We start from the raw sequence: 19,766 nt of genomic DNA, 5'->3' as shown, positions 1-19,766 counted from the left end.
TGGCCTCTCACGGCTGCGTGATAGCAGCTATTTCCGAACAAACCTTGAAGCCAATTCCACATGACTGGACCAGCGGAATTGATCAACGGTTTGTACCCAGTCCAGGTGGTAGCCCGCCTTACTCAGAACAGCCGCATCCCGCGCAAAGGTCACAGGGTTGCACGACACATAAGCGATCTCTGCCAGGTCGGATTTTGCCAGCTCCGCGACTTGTGCCTCAGCTCCGGCGCGCGGCGGGTCGATCACCGCAAAGTCATAGTCAAGGTCTTCTGCCACAATCGGATTGCGGAACAGATCCCGTGCCTCGGAAGTCACTTGTTTGAGGCCTTGAGATTTGCGCCACCCGGCATCCAAAGCCTGGATCATGGCCTTCTCACATTCAACACCATGCATTTGGTACTGAGCCGCCAAGGGCAGTGTGAACGTGCCTGATCCCGCAAAGAGATCGATGCCACAATCGCCTTGGGTGATTGCGGTTTCCACTGCGTTTAGTAGCGCCGACTCACCTTCTTTTGTGGCCTGCAAGAACGCACCGGGCGGCGGCACAACGGAGGCAGCGCCAAAGCTTTGAGCAGGGGAAACACGGGTAGCAATCACCTCTCCATCCCACGTCAGACGGGCCAGCTTGAACCGCTCCACCTCCTGCGCCATCCGCGCAAGCAGCGGGCCGTCCAACTCTTTGCCGCCGACAATGGACAGGTCCAGTCCTGCATCAGACAGCGTGACCGTCGCGCTTAACTCGCCTTTGCGCGATCCGCCAATCTGGGCCAGGTGCGCAATCACATCACGGGCAGGCAAAAGGTCCGGATGTAGAAGTTGGCAATCCGGAACCTCGACGATGACGTCGGACGCGCGGGCATGAAACCCAACCAAGGCCGCCTTCTTCGTGCGCCGGGCTGAGAACACAGCGCGGCGGCGGGAGTTGGCCGAGGAGGTCGCAATCGGGCGCAAATCTGTTTCCAGACCTTGCGCCGCAAGCGCCTGGCGCACCACCTCCACTTTCCAGTCCGCGAGGAACGCGTCAGAGGCATGTTGCAACTGGCATCCGCCACAAGATTTGAAGTGGCGGCAGGGTGCTTTCACCCGGTGCTCTGACGGGGTCACCACCCGCATGTTGCTCAGGCGGTCGCCGTCAATGTCCCCCTCCACGGTCTCGCCGGGCAGGGTCAACGGGGCATAGATTGGGCCATCGGCGATCCCGTCGCCGTGCAGCCCCAAACGCTGGATCTCAATCTGGCTCATGCCCGTCCCTTAGTGGGGGACGGGCATAAGGTCAAACTTTACTCCGCCGCCTCATCGGCATTCAGGAAGCCACCGGACTGACGCGCCCAGAAGCCAGCGTAGAGGCCATTTTGCGCCAGCAGTTCAGCATGGCTGCCCTGCTCCACAATACGGCCCTGATCCAGCACCAGAATGCGGTCCATCTCCGCAATCGTGGACAGGCGGTGCGCAATGGCGATCACGGTTTTGCCCGCCATCATGCCATAAAGCGTGCGCTGAATCGCGGCCTCAACCTCGCTGTCCAAGGCGCTGGTGGCCTCATCCAGCAGCAGAATCGGCGCATCTTTCAGGATCACACGCGCCAGAGTGATGCGCTGACGCTGACCACCGGAGAGTTTTACGCCGCGCTCGCCGACATGCGCATCGTAACCGGTGCGCCCTTGCGGATCCTCAAGATCCAGAATGAAGTCATGCGCTTCTGCTTTCTGTGCCGCTGCGATCATGTCCGCTTCTGAGGCGTCTGGACGACCGTATAGCAAGTTATCGCGAACAGACCGATGCAGCAGCGAACTGTCCTGTTGCACCATGCCAATTTTGTCGCGCAGGCTGTTTTGCGTGACCGAGGCAATGTCTTGACCATCAATCAGAATTTGCCCTTTTTCGGCGTCATAGAATCGCAAAAGCAGCTTCACCAAAGTGGACTTGCCCGCGCCGGAGCGGCCGATCAGCCCCACTTTTTCACCTGGAGCGATGGTCAGCGAGATATTGTCCAAACCACCGCTGTCACGACCGTAGTGGTGCGTAAGCTGCTGCAGTTCAATTTTGCCATCGGCAAAATCAAGCGGCTTGGCGCTGGAAGCATCAACCAAATCAATCGGTTGGGCGATGGTTTCCATGCCTTCGGCCACAACGCCGAGCTGACGGAAGAAAGAGGTCAACGCCCACATGATCCAGCCAGTCATCGCGTTCAGACGCAGGCTCAAAGCGGTGGCGGCTGCGACCACGCCGACGCTGGCCAAGCCTTGCATCCAGAGCCAGATGGCCCAGCCCACCACACTCACGATCAGCAGGCCGTTTAACATGACCAACATCACATCCATCAAGGTGAAGATGCGCATCTCCGCCTGAAAGGTTTCGCGTGAGTATTCAATGGCTTCCTTGGCATAATCCAGCTCGCGCTTGTTATGCGCAAAGAGCTTCACCGAGTGGATGTTGGTATAGGCATCCACAACACGACCGGTAACTTTGGAGCGCGCATCAGAGGCTTTTTGAGACGCAGGGCCAACGCGCTTCACGGTCCATTTCACCAAGAAACCGTAGAGCACCAACCAGCCCAGCATCGGCAGCACCAAACGCGGGTCGGCGTCGGCCAAAAGGATCGCCGCACCAACCACATAGGCGATGGAGAAGGTGATGGCGTCAAACACCTGAAACACCGCTTCGCCAGCCGCCGGGGGCGTCTGCATAATCCGATTGGCAATGCGGCCTGCGAAGTCGTTTTCAAACCAGCCAACCGATTGACGCAAAACATGTTTATGGGCCCGCCAGCGGATCAGAGTGCCGAAGTTTGGCAGCACCGTGTTGTTGAGCAGGAGCACGTCAAAGGCTTGCAGCGCAGGGCGCAGGAAAAGCACAAAGAGGATCACCAAGATGAACTCGGTGCCGTGGTTGGCCCAAACCTGGGAGGGATCGCCACTCAGCAGGTCCACAATTCGGCCCATATAGGCGATTAGACCGATCTCTACCGCGGCCACAATGATCGACATTATCGTAGCAAAAACAAAGACTTTGCGGAACGGCTGCGCGTAGTCGCGCATGAAAGGCCACAGTTTGGTGGGGGGCGTATCTACTTCGTCGTAGTCGCAATAAGGGTCAACAAGGGTCTCGAAGAACTTGAACATGAGAATGTCCTGAAAAAACAGTGGATTGTGCAAAATGAAGTGACTTGCCATCTCTGGCCGCCACAGCGGTCAGATAGGCTTATGAAAACCAGATCCCGCGATACATCATGCACTCCCTCTCATGTTTGAGCTGTCGGCATGCTGGCGCAGTGTTGCGTTTGCGTCAACCTATGATTTACCAGACCTTCGGCACGTCGGTATTGTGTCGGTATTTTGACTGTTTCGCGGAGGTGCGGCCCTTGTGGCGGCGGAGCGGGTAAACACAACGTGCGCAAGGTGTTGCGCGATCTGGCGACGCAACACGCAGGCCGGATCAGCGGGATGGCGTCAGGACAGCGAGTCCAGAAGCTCGGGCTTTGTCAGCGCGAAGCCGGACGCGATCCAACGTGATTCGAGCTCTTTGAGCGCGCGGCCCAGCGCCGCGCCCTGAAAGCGCGCGATCAGGTCCGTCGGGCGGATCGGGAACTGCGCCTTCGCGCCGTTTTGCGCGGCGGCCAGATCATCCGGCATCAGCGGCATTTCAAAAACAGCCGCGCGCAAGAGCAAGATGGACGTCGCCGCCTCGGCGCCGTGGTGGTAGCCCAGCGCGCCGGGGGGTTCGGACGATCCAATCCCGTTGCGCAGCACGTCTCGATGGCGCGCAGCCTTTTTGGATAGTCGAAGTGTCTCGGCAATGTTGTCGCCACCCAAAACCGTCAGGCGGCGGATTGGGTCTATGGCCACAGCATGCATCTCTTCCAGATGCACGAGGGGCGCCAAAGCGCGGTCATCCGTGCCAGGAAGGATGGCTGTCAGGGCACCGGTCTGGCGCATGGCCGCCACAGCCGGGGCCGGATCAGGGGCACCCATCAGCTTTATGGTCTCGCTACCGACTCGCTCACGAGACAGAGAAGACAGACCGTCGATGTTGGCCGCGATGGCCGCGAGCGCGTCGGGGTCCATGCCTTCGGCCGGGTCACCGTAATAGGCGTGAAAGCGGAAGTATCGCAGGATGCGCAGGTAGTCTTCGCGGATGCGATCCTCAGCGTTGTCGATGAAGCGCAGGCGGCGGGCTTTGAGATCTTCAATGCCACCCAAGGGGTCCACCACGGTGCCGTCAGATCGAGCATAAAGCGCGTTCATGGTGAAGTCGCGGCGGTGGGCATCGTCTTCGACATTGTCGGAGAAGGCGACAACCGCGCGGCGGCCATCGGTTTCCACATCATGGCGGAAAGTGGTGATTTCGTGTGGGATGCCGTCGGCCACCACCGTGATGGTGCCGTGGTCGATGCCGGTGGGGATCGCGTTGAGCCCAGCGTCTTTGGCAAGTTCCATTACCCGCTCCGGGCGCGCATCGGTAGAGATGTCAATGTCATTCACCGGCGCGCCCAAAAGCGCGTTGCGTACGCAACCGCCCACCAGCAAGGCTTGGTGTCCACGTGTCTCTAACATGGCGCAAACCGCCTGTGTTGGCGCAGCCGTGAGCCAATCTCCGGTGACTTTCATGTGCCAGACACCCGCTCTGCCAAACCACGCAAAATGCGGGCGGTGGCACCCCAGATGTAATAGGGGCCAAAGGGCACGGTGAAGTAATGGCGGCGTTGGCCTTGCCAGCGACGGGATTGGATCGAGAAGAACGCCGGGTCGGTCACATGGGCCAGCGGAACGGAGAAGACTTCTTCGACCTCGCCGGGCTCCGGGATTACGTCAAAAGCGTCTCTAACATGGCCTAAAACCGGTGTGATCATGAAGCTTGTGACGGTTTCATGCGTGGGCAAGGTGCCTAGTACATCGACATGGTTGGACGGTAGACCAATCTCTTCCCGCGCTTCGCGCAGGGCGGCGGCGATCACGTCTGCATCACCCTCATCCTGCTTGCCCCCGGGAAAGGAAATCTGCCCCGGATGGTGTTTCAGGTGACTGGCGCGTTTGGTCAGGATGACATGGGGGATGTTTTGTTTGACCTCAATCGGCACAAGCACGCCTGCGGGGCGCAGTTTACGGCCCTTGGGCAAAACCACATCGGGGTTGAGATCAAAATCAGAAGAGGCCGCGCTCTCCCGAGACAGCGCGGCCTTGATGTTTTGAAGCGGATCAGGCGCCTGCGGCATCAGCGCTGCCGCCTTTGGAACGATCCTTGGGCGGCATGCCCACGGTGGCCGGATCCAGATCGTAGTGCGTGCCACAGAACTGACAGTCCGCCGTTACACGGCCCTCTGGCGTGGTCATCTTTTCGATGTCCCGTGCCGAATAGATCGACAGGGACTGGCGCACGCGTTCTTCGGAACAGGTGCAGCCAAATTTGACCGACTGCGCATCATAAACCCGCGGCGCTTCCTCATGAAACAGACGCACCAAGAGATCGGTTGGCGGCACAGAGGGGCCGATCATTTCCAGATCTTCCACCGAATCCAGCAGGATGTTGGCGCGGTTCCAGTTCTCGGAGTCTTCCTCATTGACCACGTCTTTGGCCAGCAAGTAGCCGCTTTCGCCACTGCCGCCTTCACCAGACACTTCGGGGCTGGCCTTGGGCATGTGCTGCAGCATGATGCCGCCGGCACGCCAATGCTCGCCCACCTCAGGCTCGGTGGATTTGCCAAACTTCAGCGAGAAGCGTGTCGCCAGCTGTTCAGACTGGGCAAAATACGCCTCAGCAGACGCCTGCAGCGAGCCGCCCACCAGACCGGAGATGCCTTGATAGGGCTTCATGCCGTCGCCCTGATCAATCAACACCGCAAAGTAGCCATTGCCAAGCTGGTCAAACGGGGTGCCATCGGTCAGGCGCTCCTCGTCAAAGCTGGCGTAGGCGCGGATGCGGGCCACCTCGCCTTCGTTTTGCGGCGCGTAGTAATCGGTGGCGATCATCCGCACCGGGCCGTTGGTCTGCACCTGCAGCGACAGCTTCCAGCGCAGGCTGACGGTCTGGCCGATCAATGCGGTCAGCAGGGCCATCTCGGCCACCAGCGCCTCTACCTTTTCCGGATAGGCATGCTGTTTGAGGACGCCAGAGAGCACGCCATCAAGACGGGCCACGCGCCCGCGAATATCAGAGTTGTCCAACTGGAACGGCAGCACTGTGTCGTCCCAGGCAATTGTGCTTGCAGCTTTCATGGGGTTTCCTTATCGGCCTTCCCTTGCCATACCGCGACCATATAGGGCCAGCAAGGGCGATAAAAAGGGGTTTCACGCATGATACCACGTTTCGGAACACCGCCGCGTCGGGATGTGACCTATAAATTGCGCCCTGGGGCCTATGCGGTTCTGCTCAAGGGGGAGCAGATGTTGCTGACCCATCAAGCGGAACCTGTGCCGGAGTTTCAGCTGCCAGGTGGCGGTATTGATCCGGGGGAAAGCCCGGTTGTGGCCTTGATGCGGGAGGTGTTTGAAGAGACTGGCTATCGCATTGCCAAGCCGCGCCGGTTGGGTGCGTTTCGGCGGTTTACGTTTATGCCGGAGTATGACCTTTGGGCAGAGAAACTCTGTACCATCTATGTGTCAACACCCACCCTGCGGATTGGCCCGCCAAGTGAGCCGGGACATGAAGCAGTGTGGATGGGCGTCGCGGAGGCCACCGCGCGGCTGGGCAACGCAGGAGATCGGCATTTTGCAGCGCAGTTTCTGCGGTAACGTGTCTTAGTCGCCGCGATATTCCAGCAGGATGCCGGAGACATCATCCGGGAAACCTTTGCCACCGGAGAACTCGTCGAGCTTCCAGACCATGGCTTGCAGCGTGTCCTCAAGATCGTGACCGGCCAGATCCACCATCAGAGCTTCCAGACCTTCCTCGCCCAGCAGACCATTGCCGGTGTCCGGACATTCGGTCACGCCATCAGACAACAGGAATAGACGGTCGCCTTTGTTCAAGTCGATGCTGAACTGCGAGAACTCCGCGCCGGGGATCAGGCCAACCGGCAGACCACCGGGGCCTTCTTGCTCGATGGAGCCATCGGCGCGCTGAATCACGGGATGCGGATGACCGGCCTGTGCAAGGATAACGTGTCCTGTGGCAAGATCGACATCGGCGAGCAGCATGGTGAAGTAGTGCTCGGTCTCCATCTCGTCGAGGATGATTTCGTTAAGACGTGCAACAACTTCGGCGGGCGGCAGGTGAGTCGTGCTGCCATCCGACAATACTTGCATCGCCACATTATGCTCCGGCGAAGTCGCCGATAGGTAGCCAGCGAGTCGCGCCGTGATCAACGCAGAGCTGATTCCATGGCCGGACACATCGATTGCATACAAACCGATTCGTGTGTCGCTGATTTTATAGTGGCCGACCAGATCTCCCCCCACGTGGCCCGAGGATTGCAGAAGCAGCGAGACCGCACCGCGATCAAAATCCTTGAACCGTTCGGGTACAAGCGATTGTTGCAGCTTCTTGGCTGCGAGCAGGTCGTTGTCCAGCGAGTCATACAAACGCTGAAGCTCGTCCAGCGTTTCGGAGATCACTTTATTCTTATCGGTGAGTTCCCGCTCCATGCGCAGGATACGCTCCGCCGCGGAGATCCGCGCGCGCAGCTCGTAGCCGTTCACAGGCTTGGTCAAGAAGTCATCCGCACCGGCATCAAACCCTTGAGCAACCTCGGTTTTTTCACTCTTGGACGTCAGGAGAATGAAGTAGCCATAGGTGTCTGTACTGAGCTCACGGAAGGCGCGGCAGAATTCCAAACCGGACATGCCGGGCATCATCCAATCCGATAGAATCAGATCTGGCAGTTCTTCACGACAAATATCGAGCGCCTCCTGACCGGAGGCGGCTTCGATCACATCATAACCATCCCGTTTGAGCGACAGGCTCAGGATGCGACGCTGCACGCGGCTGTCATCGACCAACAGCACACGTTTGATCACGCCCACATCAGGCGCGTCAGTCTTTTCAGCGGATTGAACAGTGTTGGCCGACAAGCTTCCCTGACCTTTGCACAAGTTTTGACTTCTTTCGTAACACAACTATGGTCTTGCTACTTAACATGCCGTCAAAAGTAAAAATGAGATAGTTCAAATTTTATCGTGTAGGATTTGTTAACACTTTTCTGCCAATGTCGAGGGGTGAATGATGAGGAAATGCCCATGATTGACTGGGAACGAGTAGAAGAACTGCGCGACGAAATCGGCGCGGAAGACTTTGGTGAAGTGGTGGAACTCTTTCTTGACGAAGTTGAGGAAGTGATTGCGCGCCTTCGTGACAACCCAGATGTTGCCAATCTCGAAGCGGACCTGCACTTTCTTAAAGGCGGTGCGTTAAACCTTGGTTTCCAAACCTTCTCGCAGCTGTGCCAAGCCGGTGAAGCGGCCGCTGCCGCTGGCAAAGGCGACACTGTAGATGTGCCTGCGATTCTGGCCTCGTTTGAGGAAAGTAAAGGCGTGTTTGCGCAAAAACTCGCCGCCGCCTGAAAGGCAGCCCCCTGATACGGCCGGAAACGGCAGAAACTTACGGTACGAGATGTGATCGCCCAAGAAGTGCCCTGGGCGAATCGTTGTGTGTTTCGATGCAGTGTTGGGCTGCTATTCAGCTATGCAAAAGGCCATGCAACTGGCCCTTGGCGACCTCGCATTTGGCCAGTAGCGACGTTGCCCCAAATTGCTTCAGCAAAACGCCCTGGTGCGCTAGAGCACAAACTGACCCAGCGTCTCGTCATTGGTGATGTCGGTGTAGGTCATGCCGGCAGCTTCTATCCGCTCAAACAAAGCGTCGAAGTTTTCCGGCTTGCGGGTTTCGATGCCTATGAGAACCGAGCCAAAGTTGCGCGCAGATTTCTTGAGATATTCAAACCGTGCAATATCGTCTTCCGGGCCCAAGGTCTCCAAAAAATCGCGCAGGGCGCCCGGGCGCTGAGGCATACGCAAGATGAAGTATTTTTTGACACCTGAGTAACGCTGCGCGCGTTCCTTGACCTCCGGCAGGCGCTCAAAATCGAAGTTGCCACCCGAGGTTACACAAACCACGGTTTTGCCTTTGATCTGATCCGCCACGTCGGTGAGCGCGTCCACCGCCAAAGCTCCGGCAGGTTCCAGCACAATGCCCTCGACATTGAGCATCTCCAGCATGGTGGCGCAGATGCGGTCTTCAGGAGCGGCCACCACATCTTCCGGGCTGAGATCGGCTAGGCAGGCAAAGGTCTTGTCGCCTATCCGCGCCACGGCGGCACCGTCTACAAAGCTGTCGACATGCGCCAAAGTGGTTGGGGCGCCGGTTTCCAAAGCAGCGGCAAGGCTCATGCCGCCCTCAGGTTCCACCAACGTGTACTGCAGCCCAGCGCCGAAATAGCTGTAGACTCCAGATGACAGGCCGCCACCCCCCACCGGCAGGATGATGTGGTCCGGCGTTTTGCCCAGTTGATCTTCGATCTCGACCGCCACCGAGGCCTGGCCTTCGATCACGTCTTCGTCGTCAAACGGGGACAGGAACTCGGCACCGGCTTCGGCGCAATAGGCCTGTGCGGCCGCCAGGGTGTCGTCAAAATAGTCGCCAACAAGGCGGATTTCGACGTTGTCACCGCCAAAAACCTGGGTCTTGAAAACCTTCTGTTGCGGCGTCGTTACCGGCATGAAGATCACGCCCATCACATTAAAATGCTTGCACATATAGGCCACACCCTGCGCGTGGTTACCCGCGCTGGCGCAGACAAAAATCCGCTGATCGGGGTTTTCGGTGCGCACCTTGCGCATGGCGTTGAACGCCCCGCGCAGCTTGTAAGACCGTACAGGCGTGAGGTCTTCGCGCTTGAGCCAGATGTCGGCACCAAAGCGGGCAGAGAGGTGGGCATTCAGCTGCAGAGGCGTGGCGGGAAAAACGCTGCGCATGGCGGCTTCGGCAGTGCGGGCACATTTACGAAATTCGCTCATGTGCCCTGAGTGGCCGAAGCCAGAGGGTTTGGCAAGGGGAAGGGCTCAGATCAGTCGATCGCGCGGCCTTCGACATAGTGGCCATAGAAGGTTGTAAGCAGGCTAATGTTGATCAGACCAAAGAGGATCAGTCCAACAAATGTAGCTAACATTCCGAGCAAGTTTTCTGTGTCCGCAAAATATTCTGACATCATATTTAGTCCCGCTTGCAACGCACCGTATGTCACTACAAGCCCCGCAAAGGGCAGTGTCGCCTGCTTCGTTGCCGCGAAGGACTCACGCATCGTCATCGGTTCATCCACCGCTACCGCAGGTAGAACAAGCGACAAACGCATACAGAAGACTGAGACGCCAACCAACACTGCAATAGCAACAATAATGGAAGCAAACGCACCAAAAGCCTCCAGAGATGGAACCACAACAAGAAGTAGTGGCATGGCTAAGACAAAAAATATCAGACCCAAGCCGAAGCCGCGCAGGAAGTAGAAAACCACCGCGGAGAAATCAAACGGTGGAAGCCATTTTGTCGGTCGCTCTTCGAGGAGCACAAAACGATGCCAAGAGACGATGCACCATGAGGCGACGGTAACATAAGCCAGTATTGCAGCAAATGCGAATACAGGCAAAACGCCTTCACCCAGCAAAAATGTGACCCCAAAGAGGAACGCGAAAAAGACAACGATCCCTAAAATCATTGGCACAAAAAAAATGCGCAACACTTCACGCCAATTTCCAATCACCATGCGCAACGCATGTTTGAACAGTTTCCACCCCTGCATGAATTTCCTCTTTAGGTTGGTTTTTTTGCTATCAGTTCGCGCGAATAGAGCAGAGTTGGCCCTATAAAAGCAAGTGCGGCGATCTGCTCGCCTTGCCCACAGGCCCAAAAACCGCTATCGCGCGAACGTTATATGGACGAAGGGAAGAAAAATGTCGGCTCCGAAGAAAGTTGTGCTGGCCTATTCCGGTGGCCTGGATACCTCGATCATCCTGAAGTGGCTGCAAACCGAATATGGCTGTGAGGTGGTGACCTTCACCGCGGACCTGGGTCAAGGCGAAGAGCTTGAACCAGCGCGTCAGAAGGCGGAACTGCTGGGCATCAAACCAGAGAACATCTACATCGAAGATGTCCGAGAAGAGTTTGTGCGCGACTTTGTTTTCCCGATGTTCCGCGCCAATGCGGTCTATGAAGGTCTGTACCTGCTGGGCACCTCGATTGCGCGGCCGTTGATCTCCAAACGTCTGGTTGAGATTGCCGAAGCCACTGGCGCAGACGCAGTGGCGCATGGCGCAACCGGCAAAGGCAACGATCAGGTGCGTTTCGAACTGGCGGCTTATGCGCTGAACCCGGATATCAAGGTGATTGCACCTTGGCGAGAGTGGGACCTGTCCTCTCGCACCAAACTGCTGGAATTTGCAGAGCAGCACCAGATTCCGGTGGCCAAAGACAAACGTGGCGAGGCGCCGTTCTCTGTGGACGCAAACCTGCTGCACACCTCCTCGGAAGGCAAAGTTCTGGAAGATCCAGCAATCGCCGCACCGGATTATGTTTACCAGCGCACCGTGCATCCTGAGGACGCGCCAAACGAGCCGGAGTTCATCGAAATCGGCTTTGAAAAAGGGGATCCGGTCAGCATCAATGGCGAGGCGATGAGCCCGGCGACCATCCTGACCAAACTGAACGAATATGGCGGCAAGCACGGCATTGGCCGTCTGGACCTCGTAGAGGGCCGCTTTGTGGGCATGAAGTCCCGTGGCATCTACGAAACCCCGGGCGGCACCGTGTTGCTTGAGGCGCACCGTGGCATTGAGTCCATCACCATGGACCGTGGCGAAATGCACCTGAAAGATGAGCTGATGCCGAAGTACGCAGAGCTGATCTACAACGGTTTCTGGTACTCCCCGGAGCGCGAGATGCTGCAGGCGGCGATCGACAAGAGCCAAGAACATGTCACCGGCACTGTGCGCGTGAAACTCTACAAAGGCAGCGCCACCACCGTGGGCCGTTGGTCTGACCACTCGCTCTATTCTGAAGAGCATGTGACCTTTGAGGATGATGCAGGTGCCTATGATCAGAAAGACGCTGCGGGCTTTATCCAGCTGCAAGCGCTGCGTCTGAAGCTGATTGCGATGCGCAACAAACGCACCGACGTATAAGCCAACACAATCCGAGAAAGCCCGCCCATTGTGGCGGGCTTTTTTGTGTCCGGTTACCGCACTTTGGGTTGCCAAAATGCACCACACCCCGTCTGGTGCTTCAACTTTAAGAAAAGCCCTTAAAAAAATTTACAAGTTTACTTAGGTACGCCGCATTAAAACAACCAATGAGCGAACCAATGGATCAAACTGAACAATTTGAATTTCGCGGCAACGCGAAAGAGTATTTTGGCATCTGGATTGTAAACGTACTTTTGTCGATTGTGACGCTGGGCATCTACTCTGCCTGGGCCAAAGTGCGGACCAAAAAATATTTTTACCAGAACACCTATGTAGCCGGACGTAATTTTGACTATCACGCTACTGGTAAAACCATCCTGATTGGCCGACTGATCGTGGTTGGTGCGCTGGTGGTTTATGCGATCATGTCCGCCCTTCTGCCGCCGGTCGCCCTTTTGATGGCGCTTGGTATTTTTCTGGCCTTTCCCTATCTGATCGTCCGCAGCGCCCGGTTTAATGCGCGCAACAGCAGCTGGTCCAATGTGCGCTTCAACTTTCTGGGAGAGGTGGGCAGTGCCTATAAGGTTTATATGGGTCTGCCCATTCTGGTGCTCCTGACGCTGTATACCACCTTCCCTTTCCTGTCGCGCGCCACCCAACGCTTTGGCATCGGCGGCCACACGCTGGGCAACACACGCTTTGAATTCGACAGTGCTATTGGGCCATTTTACAAAGCCTTCCTTATCTCGGCCGTCTTCTTTGTCGGCGGTTTTGTCGGCTTCTTTGCTCTGATGGCGGGCGGATCGTTCCAGACCGTGGACCCGGCGCAAATTATGATCGGATACCTGATCCTACTGCCGGCGGTTGTGATTGGCGGCGCAATCTATCAAGCGATGATCCGCAATCACGTGTATGCCAACACCACCCTTGGCAAACATGGCTTCCGCTCCACCATCACGGTTGGCGGCCTGCTGACCCTGATCCTGACAAACCTGCTGATCACGGTCTTCTCCTTGGGTCTGCTGTTGCCTTGGGCCCAGGTGCGCCTGCACCGGTATATGGCCGCCAATACGCAAGCGCTGCCCAATGGGTCGATTGACGACTTCCACGGTCAGTTGATCGAAGATCAGGGCGCGATTGGTGACGCCTATTCCGACATCGAAGGTGTCGATCTGGGCATCGCGATCTGATGGTGACCGGCGTGCAAACCGTTCAGGGAATCGGGTTTTACCCCGGCTCCTCCCGTCGGTTTGACGCCAAAGTGACCCTAAGCCACGCCGCAGACACGCTGGAGTTGGTCGACATCGCAACCGGTAAAGTGATGTTGATCTGCGCGTTGTCTGCGGTACGCGTGGATAAAGCGGCAGGCAGCGGCCCACGCCAGATTTACTTGCCAGACAACTGGCTGATCCAGATTGACGATCCCGCAGACGTCGCGCTTTTTGGTGAGGCGGACAGCAACCGCATACTGCGGTTTTTTGAAGACATGCAGCCGCGCATGATTGCGGTTGTGGCTGGTGCAGTTTTGGCGACCTGGCTGGTTTGGAAACACGGGCTGACCTTGATTGTCGCGGTCGCGGTGTACATGACGCCGGAGACGATCCGGGATGCGATGGATCGCGGCACGCTTCAGAGCATCGATTTCCTGATGGCGGAACCCAGCGCTTTAACGACCTCCGATCAGGAAGATGTGCGCGCAATTTTTGACGCCATCTTGGCACAAGTGCCCAAGCGGGAATTAGACAGCCGCGCATTCGAACTTTTGTTCCGGGACGTGCCCGACATGGGGCCTAATGCATTTGCCCTGCCGGGGGGCACCATTGTTGTGACCGACCAACTTGCCACCGACTTTGGCCAGGATGCGGATGTGATCGCCGGTATTCTGGGCCACGAACTGGCGCACACGTTACAGGACCATGGTCTCAAACAACTGTATCGCAGCCTGTCCGTCTATGTGCTTCTAGCGATGATCGCCGGGGATTTGGGCCCTGTTCTGGAAGACATCGCCCTGGAGGGGCAGCTTTTGGTGCGTCTGTCGTTTTCGCGAAACCATGAGGCCGAGGCCGATAAGATCGGCGTGCGTTTGGCATCCGAGGCAGGGTTTGACGGCAAAGGATTGGCACGGTTTTTCCAGGCGCTTGAGGCGGAGCAGTTGGACCTGCCATGGCTATCCTCACATCCTTCCTTCGAAAGCCGGATCGAGGCGATCACCTCGCAAGACTGAGCTGTAGGGCGGCTCTAACAGCTGCGTACCCATCCTGAAGAGCTCAGAAAATCCTTTGAGAAGCGCGACATGGCGGCTAGCGTTTCTAAAAAGACGTTTTCAACAGGCACGGACTGCGCCGGGGAGGCAGTTGGGATGGGGATACTCACGCAATTTTTGCGCATCTTTGCGGCCCTGCTGCTGAGCGTTGGCATCTCTTGGGCGCAAGAAGAAGAGGTTGAGGACACAGGCCCGCCGGCGGTGGACGACGAAGTCTTTGTGCAGGCGGTGGAAGTGGACGGGGAGCAGCTGTTTGCCGTACGCGGCTCCACCGCTTTGCCTGCCGAAGAGCGCGCCGCGTTGGTGGCCAAACGTGTGGTCGAGGTGGCGGAACGCAGCGAAACAACCACGGTGGTCATGGGCATTGAGCGGGGCGAGTTGGGCCAGACGATCTTTGCCGATGGGGTGATGGTCAGTGTGACCACCCAGGCCGATGCCGATTATGAGCAGATGGAACTGCCGGTGGTGGCCGCGCTGCATGCGGAAGCCATCGAGGAAGCCATTCTGCGCTATCGCGCCAACCGCACCGATGAGGCCTTTTCCCAAAGCACGTTGACGGCGCTGGCGTGGTCGGCAGTGTTTGCCTTCTACTGCGGCATTCTGTTGTGGCTGCGGCGGCGGGTGCCCCGACTGGTGGCCGGTATCGTTGAGCACCGCACACGGGGGATTCAGGAAGCCACGGGCGACATTGTGCAGAGCCAAGCGGTGTCCAACATCGCCAAATTCCTGATCCGGCTGCTGGTCGACATCACACTGTTCACCGGGTTTTATTACTACCTGTCATTTGTCCTGCACTCCTTCCCCAACACGCGACCAATTGCGGCGTTGCTGATCCGCTATGTCACAGACCCGATCATTGGATTGTTGCTCGGCTTTGTCAGCTACATGCCCAATCTGATCACCATCCTGATCATCGCCGCGATTGCGCGCTGGATGATCAAAGGCGTGTTTCTGTTTTTCCAAAGCGTTGAGCAGGGTGTGATTGAGCTAAAATCCTTCGAGGATCACTGGGTTTGGCCAACCTACAATCTGATCCGCGGCGGCATTGTCCTCACAGCGGCGGTGATCTGCTTCCCCTATATTCCGGGGTCGGACTCGGCGGCCTTTCAGGGGCTGACCATTCTCGTAGGGGTGATGGTGTCCTTGGGATCCAACTCAGTGATCTCCAACGTGCTGGCGGGCCTGTTTGTGCTCTACAAACGGTCGATGAACGTCGGGGACCGCATACGGGTGGGCGATCACTATGGCGATGTGATGCAAATCCGCCTGATGGAAACCTATTTGCGGTCGGTCAAGAACGAGCTGATCTCGATCCCCAATGCGACGCTGCTGTCTTCTGAGGTGATCAACTACTCCAGCAAGATCGATGGCAAAGGATTGCTACTGCACACCACTGTCGGGATTGGCTACGAGGAACCTCGCAAAAAGGTCGAAGCCATGCTGATTGAAGCGGCGCGGCGCACGAAGGGCCTGAAGAAGTCACCGGAGCCGTTTGTGTTGATCACCGGGCTGTTGGATTTTGCGACCAACTACCAGATCAACGCGTTCACCACGCGCGGGTCATCTTTGCCGCTGTTGCTGAGCGACTTGCACAAGAACATCACCGATGTGTTTAACGAAAATGGCGTTCAGATTATGACGCCGAACTATGAAACCGACACGCCGGATTTGAAGATTTCCGAAGTTGAGTGGGATGAACCCCTCGCGCATGAGGCGGCAGCGGAGGCCGCCGCACAAAAAACATAAGACGCTCCCAACAAAACGTCGCAGGTAGAGCATGAGCAGAGAGTTTGCAGGCAGTCTGACACGGCGCAGCATGATGCTGGGGTTGCTGTCGGGCTGCGCCATTGCCCCTGCCGGAGAAGACTACGCTCGGCCGGAGACTGACCTTGCCAAGAGTTTCCTGAAGAAACAGCCCGCAGGCGTGGTGCGCAAACATGATGCCAAATGGTGGACCTCGTTTAACGACTCACTCCTGAACAAGATTGTTGGCTACGGGCTTGAGAACAACAAAGACATTCAGCGCATTGCGGCGCGTATTCAGCAATCTCAAGGCATTCTGGCCTCGGCGGGATTTCCGATTGGGGGTACCACGCGAGTGGGTGAGGTCCGGCGCAGCGGCGGTGGCGGGGATGCCGCCGAGACTTCGGGGTTTGTGCGGGCAGAAGCCAAGTGGAAGCTGGATCTGTTTGGCAAGTTGCAACGGGAAAAAGAGGCAGCATTTGCACGGCTGGAAGCCAGCTATGCCGATCTGGATGTCTGGACGCTGCTCTATGTCGACGAGGTGGTCACCGCCTATATGGACATGCGCTATGCTCAGGAACTGGATCGGATTTTGCAGCGTGTTTTGAGCAGCCGTGAAGAGACGTTGAAGGCCACAAAATCGCTGGCCGAAGAGGGCGGCGCCACGGAGTTGGACGTGGCGCAGGCCAATGCGCTTGTTTTGCGCACAAGCTCTACGGTGCCTGATGCGCGCATCTTGTTTGTGCGAATGGTCAACAGGTTGACCGCCTTGGTGGGCAGCACGGAGTTGGCCGAACGGGACGATCTGGATGTGCGGGCGCCGCAACCCAGCCTGAAGACCAGTGTTGTCTCAACCGGCGTGCCAGCGGACCTTCTGCGCAATCGGCCCGACGTGATTTATGCGGAGAAAAAGCTGGCGGAAGCAGTGGCACTTGTCGGTGTCGCAGAGGCAGACCTATACCCAAGCCTCGGGCTGACGGGGAACGTCAATGTGGCCGGGAACAGCACGGGATTTGACCCGCTGGCGGCCTTTCTGCGGATTGATCTGGACATACCTTGGTACGACCTGCCGGTGCGGCGCGGCAAAGTGGAAACGGCCAAAGGGCTGGTGGCAGAACGGCAAGCGGCCTGGGAAAAGGAAATTGTGCTGGCCGTGGAGGAAGTGCGAAGTTCGCTGTTTGCGCTGCAAGCAAACACCCGCGCGGTGGAACTGTCCAAAAAGGCTGTGGAAGCCTCCGCCGAAGTACTGCGGTTGGCGCGCAAAGCCTATGGCGAGGGTCAGGCGTCCTTCCTGCAAGTGCTGGACGCGGAGCGCGGGTTTCTGGAGACGCAAAACCAGGCGGCTTTGGACATTCGCAATAGATCAGTTGATTTTGTTGATTTGAATGTCGCGCTCGGCGGGAGTTTTAACGGTTCGTTAAGTGGCCCGACGTAACCCTTGCGTCAAAGTTGGTTGGCTGCAACCACTTGAGCAACAAGGTTACTTAGGGAAGATCACATGTTGGAACAGATCACGGCACAGATGGCCGAAGGGCTGAAGGACCGCACGTTTGACGGCACATTGAAATTTGACTGCGGCGATGCCGGGGTTGTGGTTCTGGCGGACAACACGGCCACGCAGGAAGACCGCGAGACCGATTGCACCGTGTCGATCTCTGAAGAGAACCTTGTGAAGCTGCTGGCTGGTGACCTGAAACCCACCACCGCGCTGATGCTGGGCAAACTGAAGGTGTCCGGTGACATGGGCACGGCGATGAAGCTGGGCCAGCTGCTGACCTAAGAAAACAAGGCGGGGATGATCCCCGCCTTTTTCATTAAAGCTTGTGCGCTTTCATCTCTTCATAAAGAGGCAGCGCCGCTTGCAGGACCGGCTGCAAACTATCCGGCACATCCGGCAGCGGGCCTTCGGCACCGGCAAATCCGGAAGAGTCCCAGACAGCCCCATACCAATGCGGGGCCCAGGCACCGTCGTCTTTGTGGCCACCTTTCGGCCAGGACAGCATCCGCGCGTCAAACGTCAAACCAATGGCATCACAGAGTTTTTCCAGCATGTCTCTCGGGTTATCGCGAATGTCGTGGCTGTCGATGACCACTGGTGTTTGCCCCCAGCTTGAAACCAATTGCATCAGCTCCAGTTGTTGGGGAAAGCCGATGTCAGTGAGCGACGGGTTTTCACGCTTGGCCGCATAAGACGCAATTACACGAGCGGGGTGGCGCAGCAGGAAGACATTGGTGACTTCCCGCATCCAATCCCGGGGTACACCGTCGATCATATGTTGGGTCATGTGTTTCTGGTAGAAGTGCGGTTTTCCATCGGGATTGGTTGCCACGAGGTCCGCCGCGACCTTGTTGGGGTCCTGATCCTGTGACGCCAAAATCTCTGTCCCCATAGGGTGATCGAGACCAGTCATTGCGAGGTATGCGGCATAGAAAGGTTCGTCCACCACCGCACAATCGGCGCGGTTGCCAAAGGCGTACATCATTGCGGTTGAGAGGTTGCGGGGGCCGCTCCACATGGCAATTTTCACGGGGCAAACTCCTATCGGTATTGCGTCGGTTTCGCAGCTGTATCGCGACAGCGCGACTTTCGGGATTATGGCTTGGCGTCTTTGACAACGAGGTCTTTGTAGAGACTGCGGATGTGCTGGGTCATCTCTCCCATCTCGCCGCTGCCAATAGGCCGTCCGTCAATTTCACTAACCGGTGTTTGTGCGCCAAATGTACCCGTCAGGAACGCCTCATCTGCGCCATAGGTGTCGACCAGAGAATAGTTGCGCTCATAGACCGGGATACCGTCAGCGCGGCACACGTCGATCACCTTTTGGCGGGTGATGCCGTTCATGCAGTAGTCGCCTGTGGAGGTCCAAACCGCGCCCTTGCGCACGATAAAGAAGTTGCATGCGTTGGTGGTGTTCACAAAGCCATTGATGTCGAGCATCAGCGCCTCATCCGCGCCGGCTTTCTCCGCCGCGATGCAGGCGAGAATACAGTTGAGCTTGGAATGCGAGTTCAACTTGGGGTCCTGCGTCATCGGCAGTCCGCGAATGTGCGGCACGGTCGCCAGCCGGATTGGACGCGGAATTGACGGTTTGGAATGTTCCATGATGATGGTGAAAGTCGGCCCCTGCTGGCTCAGCGAGGGGTGCTGAAACGGGCGGGTTTTTATGCCGCGTGTCACCATCAGGCGGGCGTGGGCATCTGTGGTCATGTCGTTGGCGGCGCGGGTGGCCTCCAAGGCGGCAATCACGCCGGTTTTGTCCATGCCGATGTCCAGATCGATGGCTTTGGCGGCCTCAAACAGGCGGTCCATATGCTCGTCCAGAAATGCCCAGTGGCCGTCATAAAGCCGCAGCCCTTCCCACACGCCGTCCCCGAGCATAAAGCCGCTGTCATAGACCGACACCACCGCCTCTGCCTTGGGCACAACACGGCCGTTGAGCCAGATCTTGATTTCTTCGTTGCGGGCGTCTTCGGCGGCCTGGTGGGTGGTGACGTGATCGGTCATGGAGCGCTCCCTGTGGCAAAGTCACGGGACGCTATCTGTGTCGCGCGGGGTTTCCAAGCTGAATTTTACATATTGGATACGTTTCACGCGGTTGACAGCAGGTGTCGTGGCGGCACTTTAGAGGGTGCAATTGATTTGGACTTTTGACTTT

General features: G+C 57.5%; 18 protein-coding genes. 8 read left to right on the top strand and 10 right to left on the bottom strand.

Features of this window, described 5'->3' with window-relative positions:
- Positions 1-27: 27 nt before the first annotated feature.
- The 5 genes from SIB92_RS15850 to SIB92_RS15830 form a co-directional block, all read right to left on the bottom strand.
- Positions 28-1,242 (bottom strand): class I SAM-dependent RNA methyltransferase, encoded by a 1,215-nt coding sequence (locus SIB92_RS15850; RefSeq protein ID WP_412552954.1) that lies wholly within the window; start codon positions 1,240-1,242, stop codon positions 28-30.
- A gap of 38 nt (positions 1,243-1,280) precedes the next feature.
- Entirely contained in the window at positions 1,281-3,122 is a 1,842-nt protein-coding gene (locus tag SIB92_RS15845; protein ID WP_412552953.1) for an ABC transporter ATP-binding protein, read from the bottom strand.
- A 327-nt stretch (positions 3,123-3,449) separates the two neighbouring features.
- Positions 3,450-4,607 (bottom strand): CCA tRNA nucleotidyltransferase, encoded by a 1,158-nt coding sequence (locus SIB92_RS15840; RefSeq protein ID WP_412552952.1) that lies wholly within the window; start codon positions 4,605-4,607, stop codon positions 3,450-3,452.
- Complete coding sequence (locus SIB92_RS15835; protein ID WP_412552951.1) at positions 4,604-5,212, bottom strand: CoA pyrophosphatase; 609 nt, start codon at positions 5,210-5,212, stop codon at positions 4,604-4,606. The genes SIB92_RS15840 and SIB92_RS15835 overlap by 4 nt, the downstream gene beginning before the upstream one ends.
- The gene (locus tag SIB92_RS15830; RefSeq protein ID WP_412552950.1) at positions 5,196-6,212 is read right to left on the bottom strand and encodes an Hsp33 family molecular chaperone HslO; all 1,017 of its coding nucleotides are present in this window, start codon (positions 6,210-6,212) and stop codon (positions 5,196-5,198) included. The genes SIB92_RS15835 and SIB92_RS15830 overlap by 17 nt, the downstream gene beginning before the upstream one ends.
- A gap of 78 nt (positions 6,213-6,290) precedes the next feature.
- On the opposite strand from SIB92_RS15830, the gene SIB92_RS15825 reads away from it, so the two are divergent.
- Positions 6,291-6,728, top strand: coding sequence for an NUDIX hydrolase (locus SIB92_RS15825; RefSeq protein ID WP_412552949.1), 438 nt, complete (start codon positions 6,291-6,293; stop codon positions 6,726-6,728).
- A gap of 6 nt (positions 6,729-6,734) precedes the next feature.
- Here the strand turns inward: SIB92_RS15825 and SIB92_RS15820 are convergent, their stop codons facing one another.
- Complete coding sequence (locus SIB92_RS15820; protein WP_412552948.1) at positions 6,735-8,006, bottom strand: PP2C family protein-serine/threonine phosphatase; 1,272 nt, start codon at positions 8,004-8,006, stop codon at positions 6,735-6,737.
- A gap of 165 nt (positions 8,007-8,171) precedes the next feature.
- Here SIB92_RS15820 and SIB92_RS15815 point away from each other — a divergent pair, with 165 nt between their 5' ends.
- Positions 8,172-8,495, top strand: coding sequence for an Hpt domain-containing protein (locus SIB92_RS15815; RefSeq protein WP_412552947.1), 324 nt, complete (start codon positions 8,172-8,174; stop codon positions 8,493-8,495).
- 213 nt (positions 8,496-8,708) lie between these two features.
- Here SIB92_RS15815 and ilvA read toward each other — a convergent pair whose 3' ends face one another.
- Together ilvA and SIB92_RS15805 are read right to left on the bottom strand one after the other, a co-directional pair.
- Positions 8,709-9,947, bottom strand: a complete 1,239-nt coding sequence (gene ilvA / locus SIB92_RS15810; RefSeq protein ID WP_412552946.1) for a threonine ammonia-lyase IlvA — start codon at positions 9,945-9,947, stop codon at positions 8,709-8,711.
- 50 nt (positions 9,948-9,997) lie between these two features.
- Positions 9,998-10,726, bottom strand: a complete 729-nt coding sequence (locus SIB92_RS15805; protein WP_412552945.1) for a hypothetical protein — start codon at positions 10,724-10,726, stop codon at positions 9,998-10,000.
- Between the two features lie 151 nt (positions 10,727-10,877).
- On the opposite strand from SIB92_RS15805, the gene SIB92_RS15800 reads away from it, so the two are divergent.
- The 6 genes from SIB92_RS15800 (at position 10,878) to SIB92_RS15775 (ending at position 17,890) form a co-directional block, all read left to right on the top strand.
- Positions 10,878-12,104, top strand: coding sequence for an argininosuccinate synthase (locus SIB92_RS15800; protein ID WP_412552944.1), 1,227 nt, complete (start codon positions 10,878-10,880; stop codon positions 12,102-12,104).
- A 179-nt stretch (positions 12,105-12,283) separates the two neighbouring features.
- Positions 12,284-13,294, top strand: a complete 1,011-nt coding sequence (locus tag SIB92_RS15795; RefSeq protein ID WP_412552943.1) for a YjgN family protein — start codon at positions 12,284-12,286, stop codon at positions 13,292-13,294.
- A gap of 11 nt (positions 13,295-13,305) precedes the next feature.
- Positions 13,306-14,328, top strand: coding sequence for a M48 family metallopeptidase (locus tag SIB92_RS15790; RefSeq protein WP_412552942.1), 1,023 nt, complete (start codon positions 13,306-13,308; stop codon positions 14,326-14,328).
- A 135-nt stretch (positions 14,329-14,463) separates the two neighbouring features.
- A complete protein-coding gene (locus SIB92_RS15785; protein WP_412552941.1) occupies positions 14,464-16,113 on the top strand; it encodes a mechanosensitive ion channel family protein in 1,650 nt (549 codons plus the stop codon).
- Between the two features lie 31 nt (positions 16,114-16,144).
- On the top strand, positions 16,145-17,545 hold the full coding sequence (locus SIB92_RS15780) for an efflux transporter outer membrane subunit (protein ID WP_412552940.1): 1,401 nt from the start codon (positions 16,145-16,147) through the stop codon (positions 17,543-17,545).
- Positions 17,546-17,608: 63 nt separating this feature from the next.
- Positions 17,609-17,890, top strand: coding sequence for an SCP2 sterol-binding domain-containing protein (locus SIB92_RS15775; protein WP_168591152.1), 282 nt, complete (start codon positions 17,609-17,611; stop codon positions 17,888-17,890).
- Between the two features lie 34 nt (positions 17,891-17,924).
- Here SIB92_RS15775 and SIB92_RS15770 read toward each other — a convergent pair whose 3' ends face one another.
- Both SIB92_RS15770 and SIB92_RS15765 read right to left on the bottom strand, forming a co-directional pair.
- Positions 17,925-18,638 (bottom strand): HAD family hydrolase, encoded by a 714-nt coding sequence (locus SIB92_RS15770; RefSeq protein ID WP_412552939.1) that lies wholly within the window; start codon positions 18,636-18,638, stop codon positions 17,925-17,927.
- Between the two features lie 65 nt (positions 18,639-18,703).
- A complete protein-coding gene (locus SIB92_RS15765; RefSeq protein ID WP_412552938.1) occupies positions 18,704-19,615 on the bottom strand; it encodes a D-amino acid aminotransferase in 912 nt (303 codons plus the stop codon).
- Positions 19,616-19,766 lie beyond the last annotated feature (151 nt).

Origin of the sequence: Shimia sp. MIT1388 (assembly GCF_047124445.1) — a bacterium.
Classification (GTDB): domain Bacteria; phylum Pseudomonadota; class Alphaproteobacteria; order Rhodobacterales; family Rhodobacteraceae; genus Shimia.
Note: the sequence above shows the minus strand (reverse complement) of the source record. Positions and strands in the feature narration are given on the sequence as shown.